This window comes from Flavobacteriales bacterium (assembly GCA_025210295.1).
In the GTDB taxonomy this organism is placed as follows: domain Bacteria; phylum Bacteroidota; class Bacteroidia; order Flavobacteriales_D; family Parvicellaceae; genus S010-51.
In genome coordinates this window covers 43,652-64,366 of record JAOASC010000020.1, presented here as the reverse complement: position 1 = coordinate 64,366, position 20,715 = coordinate 43,652, and the positions used below count along the sequence as shown (strand labels likewise).

Annotated in this window: 18 protein-coding genes; 8 read left to right on the top strand and 10 right to left on the bottom strand. The window is 33.6% G+C overall.

Annotation, left to right across the window (positions count from 1 at the left end; genetic code table 11):
* Nucleotides 1–12: 12 nt before the first annotated feature.
* From N4A35_06265 to N4A35_06240, 6 genes are all read right to left on the bottom strand, one after another.
* Nucleotides 13–366 carry a 4Fe-4S dicluster domain-containing protein gene (locus N4A35_06265; protein ID MCT4581005.1) on the bottom strand — a complete coding sequence of 118 codons (354 nt, stop codon included), beginning with the start codon at nucleotides 364–366 and terminating at the stop codon, nucleotides 13–15.
* 93 nt (nucleotides 367–459) lie between these two features.
* The gene (locus N4A35_06260) at nucleotides 460–582 is read right to left on the bottom strand and encodes a hypothetical protein (GenBank protein MCT4581004.1); all 123 of its coding nucleotides are present in this window, start codon (nucleotides 580–582) and stop codon (nucleotides 460–462) included.
* A 208-nt stretch (nucleotides 583–790) separates the two neighbouring features.
* Nucleotides 791–1,798, bottom strand: a complete 1,008-nt coding sequence (locus tag N4A35_06255) for a CBS domain-containing protein (GenBank protein MCT4581003.1) — start codon at nucleotides 1,796–1,798, stop codon at nucleotides 791–793.
* Nucleotides 1,799–1,873: 75 nt separating this feature from the next.
* Entirely contained in the window at nucleotides 1,874–2,257 is a 384-nt protein-coding gene (locus tag N4A35_06250; GenBank protein ID MCT4581002.1) for a gliding motility-associated C-terminal domain-containing protein, read from the bottom strand.
* Nucleotides 2,257–6,054, bottom strand: coding sequence for a PKD domain-containing protein (locus N4A35_06245; GenBank protein ID MCT4581001.1), 3,798 nt, complete (start codon nucleotides 6,052–6,054; stop codon nucleotides 2,257–2,259). Before N4A35_06245 ends, N4A35_06250 begins: the two co-directional genes overlap by 1 nt.
* Before the next feature lie 57 nt (nucleotides 6,055–6,111).
* Entirely contained in the window at nucleotides 6,112–7,176 is a 1,065-nt protein-coding gene (locus tag N4A35_06240) for an FAD-binding oxidoreductase (GenBank protein MCT4581000.1), read from the bottom strand.
* Nucleotides 7,177–7,469: 293 nt separating this feature from the next.
* On the opposite strand from N4A35_06240, the gene N4A35_06235 reads away from it, so the two are divergent.
* From N4A35_06235 to N4A35_06210, 6 genes are read left to right on the top strand one after another with little or no spacing between them, the layout of a single operon-like run.
* Nucleotides 7,470–8,213, top strand: a complete 744-nt coding sequence (locus tag N4A35_06235) for an outer membrane lipoprotein-sorting protein (GenBank protein MCT4580999.1) — start codon at nucleotides 7,470–7,472, stop codon at nucleotides 8,211–8,213.
* Between the two features lie 4 nt (nucleotides 8,214–8,217).
* The gene (locus tag N4A35_06230) at nucleotides 8,218–9,432 is read left to right on the top strand and encodes an ABC transporter permease (GenBank protein MCT4580998.1); all 1,215 of its coding nucleotides are present in this window, start codon (nucleotides 8,218–8,220) and stop codon (nucleotides 9,430–9,432) included.
* A complete protein-coding gene (locus tag N4A35_06225) occupies nucleotides 9,432–10,643 on the top strand; it encodes an FtsX-like permease family protein (protein ID MCT4580997.1) in 1,212 nt (403 codons plus the stop codon). The genes N4A35_06230 and N4A35_06225 overlap by 1 nt, the downstream gene beginning before the upstream one ends.
* A 3-nt stretch (nucleotides 10,644–10,646) precedes the next feature.
* Nucleotides 10,647–11,333, top strand: coding sequence for an ABC transporter ATP-binding protein (locus tag N4A35_06220; protein MCT4580996.1), 687 nt, complete (start codon nucleotides 10,647–10,649; stop codon nucleotides 11,331–11,333).
* Entirely contained in the window at nucleotides 11,334–12,515 is a 1,182-nt protein-coding gene (locus N4A35_06215) for a hypothetical protein (GenBank protein MCT4580995.1), read from the top strand. It begins immediately after the preceding gene.
* Between the two features lie 33 nt (nucleotides 12,516–12,548).
* Nucleotides 12,549–12,932 (top strand): hypothetical protein, encoded by a 384-nt coding sequence (locus N4A35_06210; GenBank protein ID MCT4580994.1) that lies wholly within the window; start codon nucleotides 12,549–12,551, stop codon nucleotides 12,930–12,932.
* A gap of 14 nt (nucleotides 12,933–12,946) precedes the next feature.
* Here N4A35_06210 and N4A35_06205 read toward each other — a convergent pair whose 3' ends face one another.
* The 3 genes from N4A35_06205 to N4A35_06195 are packed head-to-tail and all read right to left on the bottom strand — an operon-like array spanning nucleotide 12,947 to nucleotide 16,179.
* Complete coding sequence (locus N4A35_06205) at nucleotides 12,947–14,146, bottom strand: DEAD/DEAH box helicase (protein MCT4580993.1); 1,200 nt, start codon at nucleotides 14,144–14,146, stop codon at nucleotides 12,947–12,949.
* Between the two features lie 50 nt (nucleotides 14,147–14,196).
* The gene (locus N4A35_06200; GenBank protein ID MCT4580992.1) at nucleotides 14,197–14,604 is read right to left on the bottom strand and encodes a hypothetical protein; all 408 of its coding nucleotides are present in this window, start codon (nucleotides 14,602–14,604) and stop codon (nucleotides 14,197–14,199) included.
* Nucleotides 14,605–14,619: 15 nt separating this feature from the next.
* Nucleotides 14,620–16,179: a tetratricopeptide repeat protein gene (locus N4A35_06195; GenBank protein ID MCT4580991.1), complete on the bottom strand. Its 1,560-nt coding sequence runs from the start codon at nucleotides 16,177–16,179 to the stop codon at nucleotides 14,620–14,622.
* A 220-nt stretch (nucleotides 16,180–16,399) separates the two neighbouring features.
* Here N4A35_06195 and N4A35_06190 point away from each other — a divergent pair, with 220 nt between their 5' ends.
* Both N4A35_06190 and N4A35_06185 read left to right on the top strand, forming a co-directional pair.
* Complete coding sequence (locus N4A35_06190; protein MCT4580990.1) at nucleotides 16,400–16,588, top strand: helix-turn-helix transcriptional regulator; 189 nt, start codon at nucleotides 16,400–16,402, stop codon at nucleotides 16,586–16,588.
* 11 nt (nucleotides 16,589–16,599) lie between these two features.
* Nucleotides 16,600–19,083 (top strand): T9SS type A sorting domain-containing protein, encoded by a 2,484-nt coding sequence (locus tag N4A35_06185; GenBank protein MCT4580989.1) that lies wholly within the window; start codon nucleotides 16,600–16,602, stop codon nucleotides 19,081–19,083.
* Nucleotides 19,084–19,192: 109 nt separating this feature from the next.
* On the opposite strand, the gene N4A35_06180 is transcribed toward N4A35_06185, so the two are convergent.
* Nucleotides 19,193–20,401, bottom strand: a complete 1,209-nt coding sequence (locus N4A35_06180) for a Fic family protein (protein ID MCT4580988.1) — start codon at nucleotides 20,399–20,401, stop codon at nucleotides 19,193–19,195.
* Nucleotides 20,402–20,715: the final 314 nt, after the last annotated feature.

Below are 20,715 nucleotides of genomic sequence, written 5' to 3'. Positions count from 1 at the left end.
TTACAAAAGTGACTATGCATTGTGTAATGCATCTTTTTTAGCCAATAGTTCTTCGTCTGTTTCTCTAATATCTTCGTCGTCTACACAACAGTCTACAGGGCAAACTGCTGCACATTGTGGTTCGTCATGGAAACCTTTACATTCAGTACATTTATCTGGAACGATATAGTAAACGTCCATATCTACAGGCTCATTTTCAGCATCTGCATCAACAGTAATCCCACTATTAGCTCCTGTTACTTTTCCTTTTAAGGATGTACCTTCAGAAAACTTCCATTCTGCTCCCCCCTCATAAATAGCATTATTAGGGCATTCTGGCTCACAAGCCCCACAATTAATACATTCGTCTGTAATTATTATTGCCATTGTTCAACTTTTTTTATTAAATCTAAGTGCAAAGATAATACCTTATTCGAAGATGAATAGTAATTTTTTTTTAGAATTGTTCTAAAATAGTAATTAGTTTCCGTATGCTGGGCAATGTCCACCTTTCCCTTTAGAAGAACCTTTTGATGCATTACAAGCTGTCATTCCAGCAAGGAATAGACCTATAAGTGATAGAGTGATGATTCTTTTTTTCATTTTTGTTTTATTTTAAGTGAATAAAGCTAAGAAATATCAAAATCTAAGCCAAAATTTTATTGTGTTAAGTTTCAAAAATGTTTATAAACTCATGAAATAATGATAAACATACTGTTTTTAATGACAAATAGTTTGTCGATTGGTTTGATATAGCAAAAAAAAGCCTCATTTGATTTTCAAATGAGGCTATACATGATCATTTTTTTATTTATACCAAATCTTGTATGTCAAGCATTCCAATAACTTTACCGTTTTCGGTGACAACTAGTCCATCAACTTTATTCTTTGTGAAGATCTCTTGCGCTTTGAATAAAATTTCATCTGAATCAATGCTTAAAGGAATATTTAAATCTAAATCCCCTACATTCTTATTGATACCGTCAGTTCCTTCAGATTCAATTAATCTTCTTAAATCTCCATCAGTAAAGATACCAATAGGTTCATTTGATTCACTAATAACTGTTACAGCTCCAAAACCTCCTGCTGTCATTTTTAATAAACAATCAGAAATAGTTGTGTCAGCAGTAACAACAGGATTATTATTGTTAATTGCTTCTTTTACTTTTACAGTCATCAATCTTGTATGTACTTCAAACTCTTCAGTTCCAGTCTTAGTAAAATTGTTTTCTGTTAATTGTTTCATCACTTTCCAAGGAACAGTTACTGTATGAACACCTAAGTTAATAGCATTTCTAACATGTTCAGAATGTCTAACTGATGAGAACATAATTTTTGAATTATATCCATAGTAATTCACAGCCTCCACACATTGAGCAACTAAAGATAAAGCATCATGTCCTTGATCCTGTAATCTACCAACTAAAGGACAAATATAAGTTGCTCCAGCGTTCATCGCCATAAAAGCTTGTTGTAAGGTATAAACTAAGTGTATGTTTACCATAAAACCATCATCAGTCAATTGCTTACAAGCTTTAGCACCTTCCATTGAAATAGGAATTTTGTAAACAGTTTTCTTACGATCAAGTCCTAAAGCTTCTTGTCTGTATGCTTCTGCTACAATTTCTTCTGCTGTTGAACCTAAAGCTTCTATTTGTAGAACATCTACAATTTTAGATAATTCTACAATAGCACCATCTACATCTGTGATACCGTGTCTGTGCATAAAAGTTGGAGTAGTAGTAAGCCCTGCAATTAAGCCTAGTTTACTGACCTCTTTTATTTCTTCTATATCTGCTGAATCTAAATATAATTCCATTCTTTTTTTATTTAAACTGCAAAGTTATCATTTGAAATGAGATATTGAGAGTATTTATAAAGATTTTTTAATGCTTTATCGTATTAAAGTAACCTGCCCGCCTACAAGTAAACGTTCGTTCGTTTCATTTATAAATTCTAAACTCCAGGTATAAACCCCATTTGGACATAATTTCCCTTTTTCTTTTCCGTCCCATTTCTGACTAGGGGATAGCGTTGAATAAACTAGATTACCCCAGCGAGAATAGACTTTAAATTCGACAAACTCTCCCTTCTTTAAAACAGGTATAAAAGAATCATTTTGACCATCATTGTTAGGCGTAAATGCATTTTCACATTCAATTTGATCCAATACAGCGTCTTTTGAAATATTTTTGGGCTGAGCTGAAGAAGTCGTAGGCTTGGTAGTATTACAAGCTAAAAAAAATAGTAGGAGTGGGATTAAAGTATAGGTTTTCATTATTTTATTAGTGTGACACTTCCTTTTTCAATTTGATTGTTATCAAATTCATCAATATAACGTAAAATCCAAACATAGGTACCTCCTTTAGAAGCTATACCATTTGTAGTACCATTCCATTCCTGAAGAATGTCTTCACTATAAAAAACTGGTTTTCCCCATCGGTCATAGACGCTTAAGCTTTCAAAATTTAAACTTTCTTCTTGAACTTTAAAAGCGTCATTGATTCCATCTCCATTGGGAGTAAATGAATTTGGTAAATAGTGGAATGCTTTTGATCGAACAGTTAAGTCTTTAGTTAAACTGTCATTACAACCATATTGATTCTCAACATATAATTGAATAGGATAAACACCAGCATTGTTGTAGGTATTCTCTGTGTCGTAGTTAGCTGCATCAATTGTTCCATCTCCTAAATCCCATTTCCAAGTTTGCGCATCAAAGCTATTGTTGGTAAAAGAAAGGAAAGGGTTAAGTATATCAGTGAGTTGAGTGGACATTGTAAAATCTGCAATAGGATTAGGTCTTGCTTTAAGTAAATCCGTTTCGATGATGGTATCTTTACAATTGTAGATGTTGGTAACGATTAATGAAACATCATATTCTCCAGCTTCTTCTATACAAATACTTGGATGCTGTTGAATACTAGCCTCATGGTTTTCAAATTCCCATTCCCAAAAGCTAATACCATTATCATCAGTTGATAAATCAGCAAAATAAAAGCAAACTGGGACACAATCTTCAGTTTTATTAATAAACATACTAGCTGTAGGCTTATTGTAAATAGTGACAGGTTTGGTTATGGTGTCTGAACATCCATTGTTGGAAATCCCAATTAATTCTACGGTATAATTCCCACTACTATTATATTGATGATTAGCATGCAATACATTATCTATAGCTCCATCACCAAAATTCCACTTCCATTCGTTAAACCCGCCACTATTAATAGTGCTAACATTGGTAAAATTACTTTCACCAACATTAATGCACTGATCTTGAGCTAAAAAGTTAACTTGTGGTACTGCATACACTTCTACATATACAGTGGTATCGTCAATACAGTTATTATCTGAAGTGATTGTTAATTGAACTTCATAAAGACCTGAGTTTGAAAAAAAGTGAGTAGGGTGTTCGTTTTGGTTAAGGTTACTACCATCACCAAAGTCCCAACTATAGTCAATAATTGTATTTCCATTAGTAATTGAACTTTGATTGGTAAAAGTTAAAGCGTCATACTGGCATTCGTTTTGAAAATTAAAGCTGGCAGTAGGGATGGGGTGGCGAACTAATTGTTGTGTAAGTGTATCTTTACATAAATTACTGCTCGTAACAATCAGTTCTATAGTGTAGGTTCCAGGTGTTTGGTAATAATGAGTTAAATTTTGATTGGTAGAAGAAGTACCATCATCTAAATCCCACTCCCAATTTGTAATGATACCATCTACTACAGATGAATTATCGATAAAAGTTGCAGGTATATTATTACAATCATCATTCGTAATAAAGTTTGCGTTTGGTTGGGCATAAATATCTATTGTACTTGAGATAGAATCTTTACAACCATTGTTTGATGTTAATACTAATTTTACGGGATTACTACCTGCAGATGGAAATAGAATATTAGGAGATTGCTGATTAGCATTTAACCCAGGTCCAAAAGACCATTCCCAAGTGGTTATATTATCTGGTGCATTAATGGTTGAAACATCATTAAATTGTACCTGGTCATATACACATTCTGAGTTAGCAGTATAAGCTGGTATTGGTAATGGAAATCTAGTAATGGTATGTGTTACAGTATCTGTACAACTATTGTCAGAAGAAACCACTAATTCTACCACAAAGTTTCCATCTGTATTGTAAAGGTGAGTTTCATTGTCTAAATTTCCTGTTAAACCATCACCAAAGCTCCAATTCCAATCTGTAATTGTGCCATTTCCTATGGTAGATTGATCCGTAAAATTAGCTAAAACATTATAACAGTCGTTGACAAAGGAAAATTCAGCACTAGGAGTAGGGTGTATTGTTATCGATTGTGTTAATGAGTCTTGACACCCAAATTGTGTAGTCCCAATTAACTTTGTTGTATAGTTTCCATAATTTGAATACTTATGATAAGGGCTGTTATTAGCAGAGGTATTTCCATCTCCAAAAAACCATTCATAAGATTGGAAAACAGAAGGCATATCTACAGTAGAATTGTTGGTAAATAAAATGCTATCATATAGACAGGCATTACTGAAGTTGTAAGCCATGTTTGGAATTGCATGTCTATCAAATGAATAAGAAACAGTATCGTAACATAAATTATTAGAAACTGTTACCAATTCTACGGTATAATTTCCTGCTGTAGCATAGTCATGACTTTCGTTCAATTGATTTCCAGTTCCCCCATCACCAAAGCTCCAAATGTTATTTGTAATTGTTCCTGTATTAATCGAAGAAGTATTGGTAAATATTGCAGTATTATTAAAACAGTCATCATTTCCAGTAAAGTTGGCTTGGGGAGCATCAAAGATATCGATAGCTAGAGTCGTTGAATCTTTGCATCCTTGACCAAAAGTAGCTACTAATTTGGTAGTATAGTTTCCACTAGCGGCATATTGGTGACTTGGATTAGCAGCATTGGAAGTATTTCCATCTCCAAAATCCCAGAATACAGATTGCGTACTATTAGTTGTATTGGTAAAGACAACATTATCATAAATACATTCAGAGTTTGCAGTGTAGGAAACAGTTGGTAAAACACCAACAGATAAATTAACCGTGTCTCTTGCGATACATCCATTGGCATCAGTTAACGTTAGACGATATTCGGCTGTTGTGTTTTTAGTAATGTTAGGTGTTGTTTCGCCACTAGACCAGAGGTATGTATTTCCTGGGTTGGTATTACTAGAAGTAAAAGTTGCATTAAAAGCCCCCGGGCATATACTTTGATCAGGTCCTAAAGTAAAAGATGGGTCAAAGATTCTAATTTGTTTGGTAATTGAATCTTCACATCCAAAAAAATCTCGAACATATAGTTCTAAGTTATAGGTACCAGCTGCTGCATAATTGTGTGAAGCATTAGTAACATTAGAGATAATGGTTCCATCTCCAAAATCCCATCTAATCTCAGCATAAGGATTAGTGTTAGAGCTTACACAGAAAATATCTGTTATTGCAGGTTCTGTAATACAAATACTATCATTTGAAACAAATTGAAAATCTGGAGTAGGTAAATATTGAAAGTTGGAGTAGGTAACATTTGCTTGAGAGCGATTAAAAAAACCAAATTTTCCAGGGTTAAAGCAACCATCCATTTCCAAAACCTGCGTTCCATCCATCGTAATGATTATTTTACTAGATTGATAGGTCAGCGTAAAGTTATGATTCATTCCTCGAGTCCAATGATTCCCTACTAAAGATAAATGGGTTGCAACAAGTCCTGTTTGGTCGTATTCTCTGACGTACATACCGTTCCCATTCCCACCTTCATCCCATTCAAATCTATAATAGTGAAATGGAGAGGTGTCTATAGTACCTTCTACACCAAATACAAATCCCATATTATCATCATCTGCATCATCAGTACGTAATGTTCCAGAAATAATAACATTAATAAAGGGTTGAGGGCTTAAAAAATAAACGTTTGGTCCATTCACTGTCTGAAAAACAGAGGTTCCAGAACCTGACACATTCCAAGTCCCCCCTTGAGCGGTCCAAGTGTTTAAATCTATAGGGATATTATTACACTGTGCCCAAGAAAAATTGACGTACAATAAAATGCCTAACAAAAGGATAATACTTCTCATAACACACACATTATATATTTAATAGACGCTACTTGTTAGGGGGAAGTTGCCTATAGCTTAGGCCTCATCAAAATCTACCACAACTTTTTCAGAAGCTGGGTGAGCTTGGCAAGTCAAAATATATCCTTCTTCAACTTCACTTTCACTAAGAGAGTAGTTCGCTGTCATAATTGCTTTTCCTTCAGTTACTAGAGCTTTACAAGTACAACAAACAGCACCTTTACAAGAAAAAGGAACATCAACATCGTTTTCCATTGCAGCATCAAGGATGGTGTCTCCATCAGCGTTTAATGTGAATTCAACTTCTTCATCGTCGTAAATTACGGTAACAGTAGCGGCTCCTTCAAAATTACTAGTTTCTTGTTTTGTTTCTTGCGCTAATAAAACAGGTGTAGTAAATAATTCATAGTGAACTTTGTCGTCTGCTACTCCTAAATCTTTTAAACTTTCAGCAGTTGCAACGATCATCTCTTCAGGTCCACACATGTAAAAACCATCAGCTTTTAGTAATTCCGATTTTTCTTTAAATAATGCAATGGCCTTTGTTTTGTCAATTCTTCCTTCCGTTAAAGCATCACCAGTCTGCTCTCTAGAATAGATAGAAATTAAATCAAAATTACTAGATTCAATAGCATTCAACTCTTTTCTAAAAATAGTGCTGTCTTTTGTTTTATTACCATATACAAGTGTGAATTTACTATTTGGCTCTTCACTCAATACGGTTTTAATCATCGAGATGATAGGGGTGATACCACTACCTGCAGCAAATCCAACATAATGTTTATTGTTGGAAGTAGAAGGCTTTATAACAAACCCTCCTTGTGGAGGCATTACTTCGATAACATCTCCTCTTTTTAATACATCATTGATATAGGTTGAAACAATACCGTTTTCTACCTTTTTAACAGCTACTTCATGCAAATCATCAGTAAAAGGAGATGAACAAAGAGAATAAGCTCTTCTTTCTTCTTTACCATTAATGTTGAATTTTAATGTTAAATACTGACCAGAGGTATATTCAAATTCTTGTTTTAATTCAGTAGGGATTTCAAATGCTACTGAAACAGTATCTGAAGTTTGACTTGTAATTTTTGAAACTGATAAAGTATGAAACTGACTCATTGTATAACGTGCTATGTAGTGTTTAAAAAAAATATTTAATAGCTACAAAGATAAAAAAAAGAAGCGAACAAGTGTTCAATACAAGATATTTAGAAAGAAGTAGAGCTTCTATATGTATAAGATTATGGTGTGTTTTAAGTAAGTGTCTGTAAATGAGTGCTATATTTTTTTTGAGGAAAGGGCTATCGTGTTGATTTTTTTGAGTTAAAGTTTGTTAACTGATATTTGTCATATAATCAAACTGTGAGAAAAGTCTATTTATCACTAAATTAGTACTGTAAAAACGATTTTTTATGAAATTATTAAATATAATATTTCTTTCAATAGTATTTTATAGTCCACTGTATGCTCAAACAGCACAAGAAATTATTCAAAAGGCTGAAGATAAGATGAGGAGTGGAAGTTTATATGCTGAGATGTCTATTACAACAGTTCGACCAAAATGGAGTAGAACAATGTCAATGAAAACTTGGTCAAAAGGAACTGATTTCTCAATTGTATTAATTACAGCTCCTGCAAAGGAAAAAGGGACAGTCTTTTTAAAACGTTATAAGGAAGCTTGGAACTGGGTGCCCTCTATACAGCGTTCGATAAAGCTGCCACCTTCTATGATGTCTCAATCTTGGATGGGAACAGACTTTACCAACGAAGATATGATTCAAGAGTCTTCTAATGTAAGGGATTATAAACATAATATTTTAAAAGATGAAATTGTAGCAGGTAGGAAAGTATGGAAAATAGAACTGATTCCTTATGAAGAAACGGCGGTCGTTTGGGGAAAAGTCATTGTTTATATCGATAAGGTTGATTATATACAATTACGTACAGAAATGTATGATGAGGATGGTTATTTAGTCAACACAATGAAAGCATCTAACATCAAAGAAATGGGAGGGAAGCTATTGGCTACTAAAATGGAAATGATTCCTGAAGATAAAGCGGGACATAAAACCATCTTAGAATATTCTAAAATTCAATTTGATCAACCAATAGAGGAGCAGTTTTTTTCTGTCCAAAATATGAAACGCTTAAAATGATCACATGTATTTAAAGTTAGCTTGGAGAAACTTATGGCGTAATAAGGCGCGAACATTTATTACAATGGCTGCTGTATTATTGGCTGTACTTCTTTCTACTTTGATGATGAGTATGAAAGAGGGGGTATATGTTGGAATGATAGACTCTATGGTTGGGGCATATACTGGTTATGGACAAGTACACACTAAAGGTTATTGGGATGAACCCATCATAGATAATTGTTTTGAGTTTACAGAAGATTTAGCGCAAAAACTGAAGAATGAAAGTGAGGTTAAAGGTTATACTCCGAGAATAGAGGGATTTGCATTATCCTCATCTGAAGACCAAACAAAAGGAGCTATGGTCTTAGGAATTGATACAGAGTTAGAATTGGCTCATTCTCAGTTAAACCAACAGGTTATTGAGGGAGCTTATCTTGAGCAAAATGATAAAGGAATATTATTAGGTAAAGGATTAGCTAAATCTTTGCATTTAACAGTAGGAGATACCATTGTATTAATAGGGCAGGGGTATCACGGTTCTACAGCTGCAGGAAAGTATCCCATTAGAGGAATTGTTCGATTTGGGTCGCCTGAATTAAGTAATCAACTAGCTATTTTAGAAGCAAAACAAGCTCAACTTTTCTTTGGATTAGAAAACCAATTTACAAGTTTAATATTGCACTTTTATGAAAATGAAGCTGCTGCTAAAGTAACCAGTAATTTGGCTGAAAAATTAGGAAGTGAATATGAAGTGATGGATTGGACAGCATTATCTCCTGATTTAGTCAGTATGATTGAAACAGATAGAGTTGAGGGATATGTTTTTATGTTTATTCTTTATATGGTCATTTCATTTGGAATTTTCGGAACAGTATTGATGATGTTATCTGAACGAAAGCATGAATTTGGAGTGTTAGTTTCAATAGGGATGAAGCGTATTCGTTTAGCAATAGTAGTATGGATAGAGATCTTGACAATCAACTTGATGGGAGCTATATTGGGGATGTTAGCAGCTTTCCCAATAGCGTATTTCTTTTATAAAAACCCAATAAAGTTAGGAGAAGATGTGCAAGAGATGATGGAAGATTATGGTATGGAAGCTGTAATTCAAACATCTGTAGATCCTTCTATTTTTATTTCGCAAGCAACTATTGTGTTGATTATAGGGAGTGTGATTGCGATTTACCCTTTTATAAATATTACGCGATTAAATGTAATTAAAGCCATGAGAAGTTAATGATGTTAGTAAAGATTGCTTGGAAAAATATTTGGAGACATAAGGTCAGAAGCTTTGTCGTTATTTCGGCTATTGCAATAGGTTTAATGGCAGGGATTTTTGCCTCAGCATTTGTCAATGGAATGATGGTTCAAAAGATCGATAGTGTGGTGAAAATGGAATTGTCACATTTTCAGATTCATGACACCTTATTTCGAAAGGAAATGAGCGTTAAAGCTGTACTTGAAAAAGGTGAAGATATTATGGGGGATATTATTGCAGACGATCGAATCAAGATTGCTTCTGGGAGAGTTATTTCAACAGCTATGCTTGGTTCAGCCAATTATTCTGGTTCAGTAAAAGTAGTAGGGATTGATCCCAAAAATGAAGCATTAACAACTGGTTTAGCGGGTCGTTTAGTTGAGGGGAAATATTTTGAGGGAGTAAAAAGGAATCCCATCTTTATCAGTCAAGTTATGGCTGATAAATATAAGATCAAGATTCGTTCAAAAGTTGTGTTAACACTCCAAGATATAACTGGTGAAATGGTTGCAGAATCATTTAAAGTTGTTGGTATTTTTGATTCAAAGAACAAAATGTATGATAAATTAAATGTATTTGTTAGAAAGTCAGATTTAAGACGAGTAGTTAATATGGATGCACTACAACTTCATGAAATAGGTGTTTTAATTGAGAAAGATGAAGAAGCAGAGGTTTTGGCAGAAGAATATCAGGAGAAATATTCTGAATTAGAGGTTTTACCCTGGTTAGATTTAGCATCGGGTATGCGTTATATGGTAGAGGCTACTGGTATGTATACTTATATTTTGGTAGGTATTATTTTAGTTGCATTACTGTTTAGTATCATTAATACGATGTTAATGGCTGTTTTAGAACGTGTTAAAGAAATTGGAATGTTAATGGCAGTAGGAATGAAAAAGCAAAAAATATTTGGGATGGTGATGTTAGAAACAGTGTTTTTATCTTTTATAGGAGCACCTGTAGGACTATTAATTTCTTACCTATTAATTACTCATTTTGGAGAAGTAGGAATAGATCTGGCAGGAGCAGCATACGAAGATGTTGGTTTTGCTACAGTAATTTATCCTTTTTTAGATTTTAAAAGTTATATCAATATTTTGGTAATGGTCTTTTTTATGGCTGTATTTGCAGCAATATATCCAGCGATTAAAGCATTGTCATTAAACCCTGTTGAAGCAATAAGAAAATAAGTTATGAGCAAATTAGTTATTGAAACCAAAGATTTATACAAAATCTACAAAGGTGTAGTGAATGTAAGAGCTGTAGATGGTGTAAATCTTCAGATAGAAGATAATGAATTTACGGCCATTGTAGGACCTTCTGGTTCAGGAAAGACAACATTGCTCAATATTATCGGAGGGTTAGATAGAGCTTCAAAAGGAAGTGTTGTTGTTAATGGTACAGAAATCTCAAAAAAATCGGATAATGAATTAATTGATTTTCGTTTGAAACATATAGGTTTTGTTTTTCAAAGCTATAATCTTATTCCAGTACTTTCAGCTAAAGAAAATACGGAGTTTATTATGCTTATGCAGGGAGTTGATAAGAAGAGACGAGAAGAACGAGTAACTTCATTATTAACTCAAGTAGGACTAGGAGATAAGATGGATAATAAGCCTACTCAACTGTCTGGTGGCCAGCAGCAACGTGTCGCAGTAGCAAGGGCTTTGGCTTCAAAGCCTGATTTTGTTTTGGCAGATGAACCAACGGCAAATTTAGATTCAAAAAGTGCTACAAATTTATTAGATATTATGGCTAAATTGAATGAAGAAGAGGGAGTAACTTTTATTTTTTCTACCCATGATCAACGTGTTATTGATAGGGCTAAAAGAGTGATAACGCTTGAAGATGGTAAAATTGTTTCAGATATTCGAAAATAGATGCGGCTAGGGGTATTTTTTTTCTTGTTTTTTATAGGGATTTTCTCTGTTTGGGGGCAGAAAGATTCAACTAAGCGATTAAAGGACTTTTACAGTTTAGATGGTTATGTAAAGGAAATGCAAACCAATACATTTTTAAATTTAGATACTATTTATACTGATCATTTAATTCATAATCGATTAAATATTAAGGCATTTATATCTGATGAATTGACATTGATTGCAGAAATGCGTAACCGAGCTTTTTATGGTGAGTTAATTAAATTACAGCAGCCTTTTTATGGAGACTTGTTGGGACAAGATCATGGAATAGTGGATCTGTCTTGGTTATTAGTTAATGAGAAATCATTCATATTACATTCAACAATTGATCGTTTAAATTTAGCATACAGCAAAGGAAAGTGGGATGTTAATTTGGGGCGGCAACGAATCAACTGGGGGGTGAATTTAGCATGGAATCCAAACGATTTGTTTAACGTGTATAATTTTGCTGATTTTGATTATACGGAACGACCTGGAGCAGATGCGCTACGTATACAATACTATAAATCAGCCCTATCAAGTTTTGATTTAGCAATTAAACCTAGTAGAGATCAAGATAAATGGGTAGGAGCTTTGTTATATAAATTCAATAAAAAGAACTATGATTTTCAAGTGTTAGGAGGTATTTACGAGAAAGATTGGTCTTTAGGTGGAGGATGGGCAGGAAATATAAAAAATATAGGACTAAAAGGGGAGGCTACATATTTTCACCCGCAAGTTAATTTTTTGGATTCAGCAGGAGTTATGAATGCTGCAATAAGTTTAGATTATGCTTTTGCGAACTCTTTATATTTTAATGTTGGTGTGTTATACAATACCAATGGAATTAATAGCCTTTCTGGAATCAATTCAACAGGTTTATTCTCTTCAACTCAAGAGTTGTCTGTAAAGAGTATTATGCCTTCAAGATACTCTTATTTTGTTCAAACAAGTGGAGCATTTAATCCTGCTTTGAGTGGTAGTTTATCGTTCATCTATTTACAAGGGATAAACGTATTGTTTGCTATGCCATCAATAGCATATGTTATAAATGAAAGTTGGGATGTTAATTTGGTAGGGCAAATTTTATACTCTGAGTTGCAAAACCAATTTAGAAATACTAGTAATGCTGTTTTTTTAAGGTTTCAATATAGCTTTTAATAACTTATTTTTACTTTCGTAAAAAAAATCAAAATGAAAAAATATTTAACTTTTCTATTCCTAATTTCAGCTACAATATTGTTTTATGGACAAGACCTTCAATGGAAAGAGGGATTGTCTAATATGCATTTGAGTCGTATTTCAAGTGAAAATACACTAAGTAGCGATTATTCAACGTCATCTCAAGTTTATCTTTGTGCCAATGGTTATTTTTATCTATCTGTTATCGATAATTATTCCAAGTCCGAATTTGAGGGTGTTTGGATGGTTGAAGATAAACCAGTTACAGCTGAAGCAACTGTTACCGTTCAATTTAATGATGGAGATATCGTTTATTATAAAGTTGTTTTTTACAATAACCGCTTATACATCGATGGAGAAGAGTTTCAATATGAAACAACCTATGAATGTAACTAGTTAGTTATACCGTTTCATTTTTTTTTGATAAAGGTATAAGCTTTTCCTTGTTTACCTGCTCTTCCCGTACGCCCAATTCTATGAGTATATTGTTCGAAATTTTGAGGGATTTGGTAGTTAATGACTAAGCTAATTTCTGAAATGTCAATACCTCTAGCTGCAATATCTGTAGCAATCAGTATATTGGTGTTGTTTTGAGCAAAATTCTTGATCTGAGTAGTCCTGTTTTTTTGATCTAAATCTCCATGTAAATAACTAACATTGTAGGCTTTATTAACTAGCTGTTCAGCAAGAGCTTCCACTCCAGCTTTAGTTTCATCAAATATTAAAACTTTTTGACCTTGTTCTTTTTCAAGTAGCTGTGTTAAGATGTCAAATTGGTTTTGTTCAGGTGTCAACTCAATTACATCTTGTTCAATGTGATTGATTGCTGCATTTTGCTTCTTTAATTTAACAACCAAAGGTTGGTACAAAATCTCATCAATTAGCGGTTGAATTTTAGCATTTACAGTTGCCGAAAATAATAAGGTATGTTGACGGCGATGCATGGCTCCAGTAATGTGTTCTACTTCTTTTAAAAAGCCTAAAGAAAGCATTTTGTCAAATTCATCTAAAACCAATGTATTGGTCTCTCGAATGTCTAGTTCTCTATGTTTAATTAATTCAAGAATTCTTCGAGGAGTACCAATCATGACATGAGCAGGTCTCCTTAAGGCTTGGATATCTTTGTTAATGTTGGTACCACCAATAAAACAAGAACTGTATAGCTTAAGTCCTTTAGTAATACTTCTGAATTCATTATCAATTTGCAATGCCAATTCCCTTGTAGGAACGACGATTAAAGCAAATGGTTTTCTTTTTAAACGAAGAGAACGTTCAATAATAGGAATTAAATAAGCACCAGTTTTTCCAGTTCCAGTTTGAGCAACACCTACCACATCTTTTTTTTCTATTAAAGCATCAAATGTTTTGTCTTGAATTTCAGTAGGCCGAATATATCCTTTTTTAAGAAGGTTGGTTTTAAATCTTTCATCTAAAGGAAAGTCTTGATAAGTCCTGTCAGAATGATAGAGGTCATCAGTGCTAATGGTCGCTTTTTGAACTAATAAATTAGGTTTTAAAGACGATTTTCTAGGATGATAATGAGTATTGTTCTTTTTCTTTTTTACTGATTTTCCCCCTCTGTGTTTACTCTTTGATGATTTACTTCCCATAATGATTATACTACTTTGACGCAAAGATAGTAATAAGAAGTCATTTACTTTTAATGATATTTATTTATAATGTTAAACATTAGTGGTTTTCCCTCGCCAATATAGAAAGGTTGTTTATTCATTGGAGCAACTCCATAGCCCACTATTTTTTGTTTTAATAATTTAGAGCTTTTAATAGAAGGAGTTCGTTCAATAAATAAAAAAATAGAACTACTATCTTTTAGTTCAAGCTCAAATCCCCTACATATAAGTTGAGGTTCATATATGGTGATTAAATTTTCTTTATCAATATATAGCCTTTTTAGTATGTTTTTTACAGGTTTATTTAAAAAAGAGCTGTCAACTTGTTGGTATTCAGAAGCAGAGATAGACTGATTAGTTTGTACTTTGTTTTCAGGGTTTTGACTGTAAAATCTAGGCACATAGAATAATACTAGCAGCAGTAGTACTGTTTTCATGATTTAATTATTAACTTATACACTACTTCCAATTAAGTCATATTTATGAGCAATGTTTACAGCTTCAGTACGGCTTTTTACAAGCAGTTTACTGTAAATTCTTCTCAGGTGAGTTTTGGTTGTGGATTTGGAGATAAAGAGTTTATCAGAAATTTCTTGATCACTCCATCCTAAAGCAAGATAGGAGAGTACCTCCATTTCTCTCTTGGAGAGTTTTAAAAGCTCAGGTGGCATCTCTACCGCTTGCTTAGTCTCAAAAATATTGGTTAGGATTTTTTCTTTGTCTTCTAACGCAATTTGTAGTTTTTCTAGTTCTATACTAGTGTTGTTATTAATAGTTTCTAAAGCTACGTTTCGTTTTTCAATTAATAAATTCTGTCCTTTCATCAAATTTGCAATTTGTTTATTCTGACGATTGGCTCTGTAAAGAAAATAGACAATGATTAATGAAAGTAATAAAACGATTGCAAAGGTATTTCTAAGTAGCTTATTTTTTTCCAATTCTGCCTCTTGTGTTTTTAATGCAAAATGTTGCCGTTCAATTTCTTTTTCACGTTGAGCAGTTTCATATTTAACATCCATTTCCGCAATCTTCTCATTAATATCTTCATTTAAGAGGGCTTCTCGTTGTTCAAAAAACAATTGATGATAATAAAGGGCTTCTTTGTGTTGGCTTAAGGCTTCATAATTTTGAGAGAGAACATGGTATAAATCAGAGAGGTTTCTTTTTAATCCAAGCTCTTTGGATGCGATTAATGCAGTGTCAGCAATTCCAATAGACTTGAGGTGTTGATTAGAGAGGAAATAATGATTAGCAAGGTCGAGTTGAGTTTCAGTAATTCTAACTTTATTTCCAATCTTTTTTTCAATTAGGTAAGCTTGGCTTAAATAATATTCAGCTTGTTTAAAGTCTTTTTGTTCACTGTAACAAAGCCCCATATTATTATAAACTATACCTAATCCAGCTTGATGTCCTATAGTTTGTTTAATTAGAGCTGATTGTTGATATGCAATTAAAGCTTGCTCATAATCCTTTTGAACACGGTAAATTTCACCAATATTTGTAAGTGAAATAGAGATTCTTAAAGAATCTTGTTCGTTTTCAAAAACTTTTAAAGCTCTTTTTTGAACACTCAAAGCTTTTGGGAGGTTTCCTTGTTTTTTATAGATTACCCCAATATTCCCTAATATCTTTGCATCTTTAGCCGTTAGTTTTTGATCGCTGGAAGTACTGTCTATAGCCTTATAAAAATATTCAATGGCACGATCATAATCTGCTTTAAAATAGGAGATACCTCCTAATGTCATATAACTCATTTTTAGCCCTTCTAACGCCTTTTTCTCTTTAGCTATTTCAATGGTTTTGTTGGTAACTAAAACACTAAGTTCCATGTTTTCTCCAACCATGCTTTGTACATTTCTACAGATCGCTATAATTCTTTTATTATCATCTGGAATAGTATCATACAATGCAATGATAGAATCCACCTGAATATTAGTCTGTGCTTTAGGTTGAAAATAACAAAGTAGCAATGCAATTACTGCTATAACTTTTATAAAGTATAGTTGAATCATAAGGTTATTGAGTGGTTCTTTATTTGATTTTGGCGAATATAGTGCATTTCTACAGAGTATAAAATTCTAAAAAATAGTAAATCATTTTTGGTTTTATTAAGTCGTTGTTTTTGAGGTTTTTAAGTTGTTTTTGTAGTCCTAAAGGATTACAAAAATCATTCTAAAGGATGACATTGAATGCGCTGTAATCACCCATTTTTGTGTCATCAAAACAATACGTATGGCTACAATTAAATTAACCAAAAGGGAACATGAAATTTATAAGTTGATTCTTATGGGAAAGTCTAATCAAAAAATAGCAGATGAACTTTTCATAAGTATTAATACAGTTAAAACACATGTTGCTAAAATTTTAGCTAAAAAATCAGCTTCAAATAGAATACAATTAATAACCAATCAGAATAAATAAAACAACAACCTATGAAAAAAATAATTACAACTTTAATGACATTGAGTTGGGGAATTTTCGCCTTTTCTCAGCCTTTTAATAACTATTTAAATCTAGATGGTTTAGACGACTATGTTCAAGATGACTTTACAGGAAGCAATATGCCAAGTGGCGATTTTACAGTAGAGTTTTGGGTTTATTCGTGTGAACAAATGGGATATAAACTAATTGATGCTGGAGGCTCAACAGCTGGATCGGGATTTGAAATGAACTACAGCCACAATGGTGGAGGTTTATCTGCACAAGTCAGAGGCGGACATCCAACTGGAGGAAGTGTTTCATATAGTTCTACTCCAACTACAGCCTGGAGACATGTGGCAGTAGTCAATAATAGTACTGCAGCTACTTTGAGTTTATATATCAATGGAGTTTTAGTGGATACCTCACCTGTAACAGGATACAATCCATCGAGCAGGTTTTTTATTGGAAGAATGGATTACACAACATCAGGATATTTAAAAGTTAACATTGATGAAATGCGTATTTCTGATGTCGTTCGTTATAGTACAAATTTTACACCTCCAACAACTGAATTTTCGGTAGATGCGAATACAAAAGCGCTTTATCATTTTAATGAAGCAGCAGGTCAAATAAACTTTTTAGATGCTACAACTAACAACTATGATTTATTGGGACATGATGGAGCAACGACAATTAGCGCTTCGTTAGGAACTTCTGCTACAGTTCCTACAATTTCAGCAATGGCAACAAGTTTATGTGAAGGAGATAGTACCAAGTTATCGATTACAGGAGGAACATTGAATGATAATGAAGCTTGGGAATGGTATTCAGCCTCTTGTGGAGGAACGTTATTGGGAACAGGAGATTCCATTTACGTAACACCAACAACGAATACGACATACTACGCAAGAGGAGCGGGTGGTTGTGCTAATAATGGAAACTGTGCAGCTGTGGCAATTAATGTTACTCCTGCATTTACAGTAACTGCATCTGTTTCAGATAATGTGATATGTTCAGGAGATTCTATTTTATTAAATGCAACTGGAGCCACAACCTATACTTGGGATAATGGAGGGATACATAATACTTTATTCGCTCCAAATGGCACAACAACCTATACGGTAACAGGAACAACCAACGGATGTACAGCAACTGATCAAGTTCAGATTACAGTAAACACACGACCTAATGTAACAGCAAATTCATCAGCTGCAACAGTCTGCGCAGGAGATAGTATTGTACTAACAGCAACAGGTAATGCCATAACTTATACTTGGAGTAATGGGGTGACTGATGGTTTAGCTTTTGGAATCAATGCCACAACAACCTATAGTGTTACTGGTTCAAATGCATTTTGTTCTGCGACTGATGATGTTACGGTTACGGTTAATGAGTTGCCAATTGTTAATGCGAATGCTTCTAACAGTTCGATTTGTCAGGGAGATCAAGTAACGCTCTTTGGAACTGGAGATGCTACGAATTATATCTGGAACAATGGAGTAGTAGACGGGACTGCTTTTGGTCCAACATCAACAACAACTTACACCGTTACAGGAACCAATTCTTTTTGTTCAGCAACTGATGAGCTTATTATAACGGTCAACTCCTTACCTGTAGTTAATGCTAATGCTTCTAACGCTGTATTGTGTGCAGGAGATAGTGTAGTTTTAACGGCTTCAGGTGATGCTACTTCATACAGTTGGGATAATGGAGTAGTAGATGGAGTGGCTGTTGTACCGAATTCCTCAACAACTTATACCGTTAGTGGAACAAATATGTTTTGTTCAGCTGATGCTCAGGTAACAATTACTGTAAACCCTTTACCAACTGTAAACGCTAATGCTTCTAATACTAGTGTTTGCGAAAATGAGGAGATTACACTTTTTGGAACTGGTACAGCAACAAATTATATTTGGGATAATGGTGTAATTGATGGAGTAGCATTTAGCCCATCTACAACGACCTATACTGTTACGGGGACAGATGGTAATTGTGTTCATACAGCTCAGATAGCCATAGTTGTAAATACAATTGATGTATCTACTAACACAGTTGGAAGTACTTTGAGTGCCAATCAACAAGGAGCTACGTATCAATGGGTTGATTGTGATAATGGTAACAGTGAACTTGTAGGGGCAACTAATGCTGATTATACAGCAACTGAAAATGGGAATTACGCTGTAATTATATCAATGAATGGTTGTGTAGATACTTCTTCTTGTATAACAGTCACTTCAGTAGGAGTAGAGGATATGGTATTTACTGATCAGGTTACTATTTATCCTAACCCTACAAAAGGAAATGTAATGCTTTCTTTTGGAAATTTAGCAGCTGTTTCGGTTACGCTTTATACTTTAACTGGAGAAATTGTTTATCAAGCAACAAATATTACGACTCCACTTCATCAGTTGGAACTAAATAGTGCTCCAGGATGTTATATTCTAGAACTAAATGCCGCTGGAAAAACACAGCAATATAAATTGATTAAGGAATAACCCCCAGCTATATAGTTCCCTTCTTCTATGTCATAGAACATGGAGGGAGGGATTATTTTGAATTTAGATTTTCTAACAAAACTTTTATAGAAAAGCTCAATAATACTAGTTATTGAGCTTTTTTGATTAATTCATAATTGGTGCTTCTTCCACCAGCAGCTTCTTTTTTTAAGATTCCTTTGGCGATTAAATCGTTGATATCCCTGATGGCTGAATCTTTAGAGCATTTAGCAATTTTAGCCCATTTAGAAGAGGTAAGTTTCCCTTCAAAGCCATCCATTAGCTTATTCAATAGCTTTTTTTGTCTTTCATTTAGAGTTGTTTCAAAATGTGTTTGCCAAAAGTTAGCTTTAAATAATACCTTTGTTAAGGTATCATCTGTGGCTTTTAAGGCGTTAACTAAACAGTTTAAAAACCAAGTAATCCATTGGGTAATATCAAGTGTTCCTTTTTGTGTTTTTTCAAGTATTTCATAATATTCTTTTCTTTCAAGTCTGATTTGAGCAGACATACTATAAAAACGTTGGTTACTATTGTCAGCTTGAGCCAAAAGCATATCAGTTAAAGCCCTTGCTATTCTGCCATTACCATCATCAAAAGGATGTATTGTTAGAAACCATAAATGGGCTACTGCTGCTTTGATTAGTGGCTCTATTTCTTTTTCATTATTAAACCAATTTAAAAAGTGAAACATTTCTTTTGCTAATAATGTTGAATCTGGGGCTTGAAAATGGACTTTTTCTTTCCCCATTGGACCCGAAATTACTTGCATTGGACCTGTAATATCTTCACGCCAATTTCCAACAGTTATTTTCCTCATACCATTTCTTCCTGTTGGAAAAAGTGCTGCATGCCAATCAAAAATACGTTCAACTGTAAGTGCATCATAATAAATTTGGGTCGCATCCATTAACATTTCGACTACTCCGTCTACATTTCTGTCTGATGCTACTGTTCCAGCTATATCCAAACCCAATTTACGCGCAACAGATGATCGAACTTGATTAAAATTTAAGTGTTCACCTTCAATTTCTGATGATTTAATGACATCAAGTGTAAGTGTTCTTAATAATGTTTCCCCTCTTAAATCAAAACCTAAAGTTTCCATTTTTCCATGCAGTTTGCCTTGTAGGTTTCTAGCTTCACTTAAGAGTAGTATAAATTCATCTGTTTTCCAGGTAAACTTTGGCCATAGCTTTAATTCATGTAGATATTTGGTTAATTGACGCATATTATGCAACGAATATACGTCTTTTTTGTTGCGAATAAAACTATTTGTTGCGTAATTTGCAACGAATAAAGGTTTTATTCGTTGCATTTAGGGGGGAAGTACTATATATTGGTTAGAAAAGTAATGCTAAAACACTAGAGTTTTCCTATCTAAATTAGGGGAGACTGTAATAGTTTTTTGTTACTGAAGTTGATTGCTATTTTAAATGTATTGATAGGGCTTCATGACCTTTCAAATAAAACAAATGTATAATTCACTTTATAGATCTGATTAATATCAGATGCTGTAATAGAATGCTACCCTTAAAAAAGGGCAGGTAATTTAATTAAAACTATTATAGCTGCTAAAAGGTGTATACAAAAGGAAAGAATATAGGCCTTTTCTTTTTTTATTTTCGAAGC